The 4998-nt window shown below is 68.4% G+C and carries 4 protein-coding genes; all 4 read right to left on the bottom strand.

The window, feature by feature from the left end; genetic code table 11:
* Positions 1–47: 47 nt before the first annotated feature.
* Positions 48–1799: a pyruvate dehydrogenase gene (locus tag MU407_RS13550; protein WP_246958265.1), complete on the bottom strand. Its 1752-nt coding sequence runs from the start codon at positions 1797–1799 to the stop codon at positions 48–50.
* A gap of 262 nt (positions 1800–2061) precedes the next feature.
* On the bottom strand, positions 2062–2634 hold the full coding sequence (locus tag MU407_RS13545; RefSeq protein ID WP_246958263.1) for a DUF4276 family protein: 573 nt from the start codon (positions 2632–2634) through the stop codon (positions 2062–2064).
* Complete coding sequence (locus MU407_RS13540) at positions 2634–3788, bottom strand: AAA family ATPase (RefSeq protein ID WP_246958261.1); 1155 nt, start codon at positions 3786–3788, stop codon at positions 2634–2636. The genes MU407_RS13545 and MU407_RS13540 overlap by 1 nt, the downstream gene beginning before the upstream one ends.
* A 187-nt stretch (positions 3789–3975) precedes the next feature.
* A complete protein-coding gene (locus MU407_RS13535) occupies positions 3976–4902 on the bottom strand; it encodes a serine hydrolase domain-containing protein (protein ID WP_246958259.1) in 927 nt (308 codons plus the stop codon).
* Between the last annotated feature and the right edge of the window lie 96 nt (positions 4903–4998).

Genomic DNA, 4998 nt, shown 5'->3' with positions numbered 1-4998 from the left:
GGGCTGGGGTGGGTCCGGCTGCTTCCCTCCGCCTCAGCCCGGCTGCCTCACCGCGGGATGTTCCGCAGGTTGCTCGCAGCCATATCCAGCATCTTGCCCACACCGCCGCCCAGCAGCACCTTCGTGGACGCGGTGGCGAAACCGCGGATCTGCTGGGAGGTGATGTGCGGCGGCATCGAGAGCGCATCCGGGTCCGTGACCACGTCGATCAGCACCGGGCCCGGGCTCGCCAGCGCCTGCGCCATCTGCTTCTTCAGCTTCTTCGGGTCGGTGATCCGCACCGACGGGATGCCCACCGCCGCCGCGATCGCCGCGAAGTCCACCTGCTCATGGTCGGTCTCGTGATCCGGGATGCCCTCCACCAGCATCTCCAGCTTCACCATGCCCAGGCTCGCATTGTTGAACACCACGATCTTCACGGGCGCCTGGTGCAGCTTCACCGTCAGCAACTCACCCATCAGCATGCCCAGCCCACCGTCGCCGCTCATCGAGATGACCTGCCGGTCCGGGAACGTCATCGCCGCCCCGATCGCCTGCGGCAGGGCGTTGGCCATCGTGCCGTGATGCCAGGAGCCGAACACTCGGCGCTTCCCATTGGGCGTGATGTACCGGGCGCCCCACACGTTGCACATGCCGGTGTCCACCGTGAACACCGCGTCCTCCGCCGCGAGGTCGTCCAGCGTGGCCGCCACGAACTCCGGGTGGATCGGCCTCATCCGCTCCACGTTCTTCGTGTACGCCGCGACCACGCCGGACAGCGCCTTGTGGTGCTGCTTCAGCATTTTCTTCAGGAAGGAGTTCGACTTCTTCTTCTGCAGCAGCGGCAGCACCGCCTGCAACGTGAGCGCCACATCCCCGTGCACCGCCAGGTCCAGCGGGGCGCGGCGGCCCAGGCGAGAGGCATCGGCGTCGATCTGCACCAGACGCGGCCCCTTCCGCGACCCCTCCTGCGGCAGGAACTCCGAGTACGGGAAGTCCGTGCCCAGCAGGATCACCAGATCCGCCTCGTGCATCGCCTCGTAGCAGGCGCCGTAGCCCAGCAGACCGCTCATGCCCACGTCGAAGGGGTTGTCGTACTGGATCCACTCCTTGCCGCCGAAAGCATGCCCGATCGGCGCCTTCACCCGTTCGGCGAGCGCGAGCGTCTCCTCACGCGCCTCCCGCACCCCGGCGCCAGCGAACAGGGTCACGGTGTCCGCCGCGTCGATCATCTCCGCCAGACGCCCGACGGGGCCCGCCGCAGGCTGGACCCGCCCCAGCTCCGTGGCCAGGTTGTTCGTCAGCGCACCCGCGACCCGTTCATCGGCCACATCACCGGGGACCACGAGCACGCTCACCCCCCGCTTGGCCACCGCCGTCTGGATAGCGGTGTGCAGCAACGTGGTGCCATGCTCCCCGGAGTTCACCATCTCGCAGAAGTGAGAACACTCGCGGAACATGGCCTCCGGGTGGGTCTCCTGGAAGAAGCCGGTGCCAATCTTCGGGCTCGGAATATGGGAGGCGATCGCGAGCACCGGCGCACCGTCGCGGTGCGCGTCGAACAGGCCCTGGATCAGGTGGGTGTTGCCCGGGCCGCAGGAGCCCGCGCACACCGCCAGCTTCCCCGTCAGCCGGGCCTCCGCACCGGCCGCGAACGCCCCCGCTTCCTCATTGCGCACATGCACCCAGTCGATGCCGTCCGTGGTGCGAATCGCGTCCACGATCGGGTTCAGCGAATCGCCGACCACCCCGTAGATGCGCTCCACGCCGAGGTCACGCAGCTGCGTGACGAGGAGCTGAGCGAAAGTGGTGCCGGCCATGACATGCCTCCGAGATATCGAGGGGATGGGTCCTGGCGAGGTCGAACTCACCGGGTGCGGGCGGCCCCAGGTCCGATGAGACTGGGACTGGCAGGGCGTGAGCCCTCGGCCCGCTGCCACCGACGGTACTCTCACGGCCGGGCGCGTGCAGTATGCAGGTGGTCGGTCACCTCAGTACCGTCCGCGGAATCACACCGCGAGCCGGGACCGGCGGGCTCCGGTCCGCGCCTTACCTCTCGGACACCCCCTACGGCCCCAAGGGTCACAGGAGGTCCCGCACCGCGCGAATCGCCCGCGCGAGACTCGGCGCCCGCTCCGCCGCCACCCCGACATCCCAGCTCTGGGAGGCGAACTCATTGACCAGCGCGACGTACAACGGCCCCTCTTTCCCATGTCGAGCCACCATGCCCTCGCGGATATGACGCGACGATGATTTCGCGCATACTGCCAGCAGAGTCTGTTTGGCATGGTGAAGATTCTCGGGATCAGCAGGGACAACAGCTGGGCTCACGCCGAAGAACGCCCCAAAGCCCTCCCGGTCCCCCATGAGCCACGCCTCCGTCATGCCGTGGACCACTCGGACTGCAAAGCGACGGCTCGCCTCGCCGTGTGCAGGATCCAGGCGCTGCACGAGCTCCACCGGGCATGCACCGTCGGAGTCACGCAGAACGAGCCAGCTCACGCTCCGTGCCGCCTGCCGGTACTTGGCAATCTTCGGATCCAGCCGTGACTTTCCCCGTGCTACGCGGACCGTGCCCGGCACCTGTCCGGCATGGCGGATCAGAGCGCACGCCATCTCGCGGTCGGACTCGCCCTCGACCGCCACATTGATCATCAGCGACGCCCCGCCCCGATCAGCCCGGAGAGATCCCGCGGCGCGATCAGAGACTCCACCACTTCTGAGGTCGGCAACCCCGCCTCGAGCTCATCCTGGGTCTCCGCGATATCGCTGAGCAGCGTCGCCACCGACCCATCCTCGGTCACCCGCAGCACCAGCACCTCGAACGGGTGCACGCCCTCGTCATCGAGCAGCTCCGGGGCATGCGTGGACAGCATGACCTGCATGGCGGAATCTCGCTGCGCAGTGGCCAGGACCGTGGGCAGGGTCCGGACGATCGCAGAGTTCAGCGACAGCTCCGGCTCCTCAAGCAGAAGCAGACCGCCCTTCCCCGACAAGCTCACCACCGTCCACAGCAGGCCCAGCAACCGCAGGGTGCCGTCGGAGAAATCAGCTTCACTCTGTCGCGCCAGGCGTTCACGCCAGTTGCGGTAGCCCGCGATGAGATGCGGCCGCCCCGACGAATCCACCTCGATCTCCAACTTCTCGAACTCCGGCACCGCCGACTGCAATGCAGTCTGGATCCGACGCAGCCACGCATCGCGAGTCCGCGCCTGGGTGGCGTTCATGTCTGCGATGAACGTGCTGCCGAACGGGTCAGGTCCGCGATGTGTCATCCTGCCGGGATCACGGATCACCTGCGGGACCAGATGGAAGTAGCTCACCGCCGCGAAATGCTCGGCGAGCACCCGGAATGCCTTGTTCGCACCCACCTGCTCCAGGTGAGTCTGCGTCAGGCGCTCAGCATCTTCGTCGTCATCGGCATCAGGGCGCTGGAGCAGGACCTCGCCGTTGCGCTCCACGATCTCGCTGGCCACCATCGGGCGCTGATCGCCACCCCGTTCCTGCTTGATCGCCAGGGCGTAGCGCCACGTGTCCTCACCATCCTCGAGCTGAACATCGACCTCGAGCTTTCCCCTGCGGTGATTGCGCGAGAACAGGCTCCGGGCCTTGGACAGTCCGCCGCGCGCTGCGAGCGCCGCAGCCAGTCCACCACCGGGCGTTGCCAGATCTCCCAAGAAACGGAACACATCCAGCAGATTCGACTTGCCGGCCGCATTGGGGCCGACCAGGAACAGGCGGTCGTGCAGCGCGACATCCACGCTCTTGAAATTGCGCCAGTTGTGCACCGTGACGTGGGTGAACCGCATCCGTCCTCCTCGGGATCGCACAGATGAGACCGGCTACGCCCGCACCGCTCGGCACGGGACGCTCAAAGGCGCGCTTCGCTGTGTGCGGTGACAGTGCGCCGAGCCTATCCCACGGGGGAGAAGGGCCACGGGCGGCAGCAGCGGTGAGGCAGGCCCGGCGGGGCGGTGAGGCTGGGCCGGGCGGGCCTCACAGGAGGGGCAGCAGTTCCTCCCACACCGCGCGCATGATCTCTGCACCGGGTGTGCCCTCGAGGTGGCTAGTCACGGTCAGCACCGCTTCCTGCTCCGGCAGGACCAGCAGGAACTGGCCGTAGGCGCCGTCGGCCCGCCAGGCCCCCGCGGGCGTGCAGCGCCAGACGCCGAGCCCGTAGCCGGCACTCTCGGGCTCCACATCACCGGTGGCGACCCACGTCTGCGGGGCGTGCATGAGGTCGATCCACTCCGCCGGGACCAGCTGCTCACCCTCCCACTGACCGCGCTGCAGCAGGAGCCGGCCGATCCGCGCCAGCTGCCCGCTCTTCAGGTGCAGACCTGTCGCGCCCCAGGTCAGGCCGTCGCGCGTGGTGAACCACTGCGGGTTCAGGATCCCGAGCGGCTCGAACAGGCGCGGCATCAGCCAGTCGCGCATGCTCTGCCCGGTGCACTCCGTGATCACCCGGGAGGCCAGCAGGATCGAGCCGTTGGAGTACTCCCACCGCTCCCCCGGCGTGCCCTGCAGGTCCGTGGAGAGGATCAGCCCGGTGAGGTCCGCGTGCTCGCGCTCCTCATCGAGGAAGGCGAGGATCGGGGAGGTGGAGGTCATGCTCAGCAGGTGGCGCAGCCGCACCTGATCCCAGCCGGTGCCGAAGCCGCCCTCCGGCGCGGGCAGATGCTCGCTGACCAGGTCCTCGAGGTCAAGCAGCCCCTCGGCCTGCGCGATGCCCACGGCGAGTGCGGTCACCGTCTTGGAGATGGACCAGAGGTTCTCGGGGGTGTCATCGACGAAGCGGTGCGAGACCTCCGCGTGCCCGGCGCGATGCAGGTGCAGCGCCCGCACCCCCAGGGACCGTTCGACGATGCGCTGGCGCAGAGGCAGCAGCAGAAGCGGATCAGGGACGGAGGTGCGCGCGGTCATGCCTTGACGGTAGCGCGAGCCGGGCCGACAGGGGCGAGCAGGACTGGCAGGAGCGAGCAGGACTGGCAGGGGCGGGGCCGGGGGGGCGTGTGCGGG

This window comes from Brachybacterium sp. Marseille-Q7125 (assembly GCF_023062615.1).
Lineage (GTDB): Bacteria > Actinomycetota > Actinomycetes > Actinomycetales > Dermabacteraceae > Brachybacterium.
The sequence above is the reverse complement of the archived record's forward strand: the minus strand, read 5'-3'. Positions and strand labels throughout refer to the sequence as shown.

Excerpts from the sequence above, each read along its gene's own strand:
- MU407_RS13550 (WP_246958265.1), bottom strand. The coding sequence starts at position 1,799 with ATGGCCGGCACCACTTTCGCTCAGCTCCTCGTCACGCAGCTGCGTGAC.
- MU407_RS13545 (WP_246958263.1), bottom strand. The coding sequence starts at position 2,634 with ATGATCAATGTGGCGGTCGAGGGCGAGTCCGACCGCGAGATGGCGTGC.
- MU407_RS13540 (WP_246958261.1), bottom strand. The coding sequence starts at position 3,788 with ATGCGGTTCACCCACGTCACGGTGCACAACTGGCGCAATTTCAAGAGC.
- MU407_RS13535 (WP_246958259.1), bottom strand. The coding sequence starts at position 4,902 with ATGACCGCGCGCACCTCCGTCCCTGATCCGCTTCTGCTGCTGCCTCTG.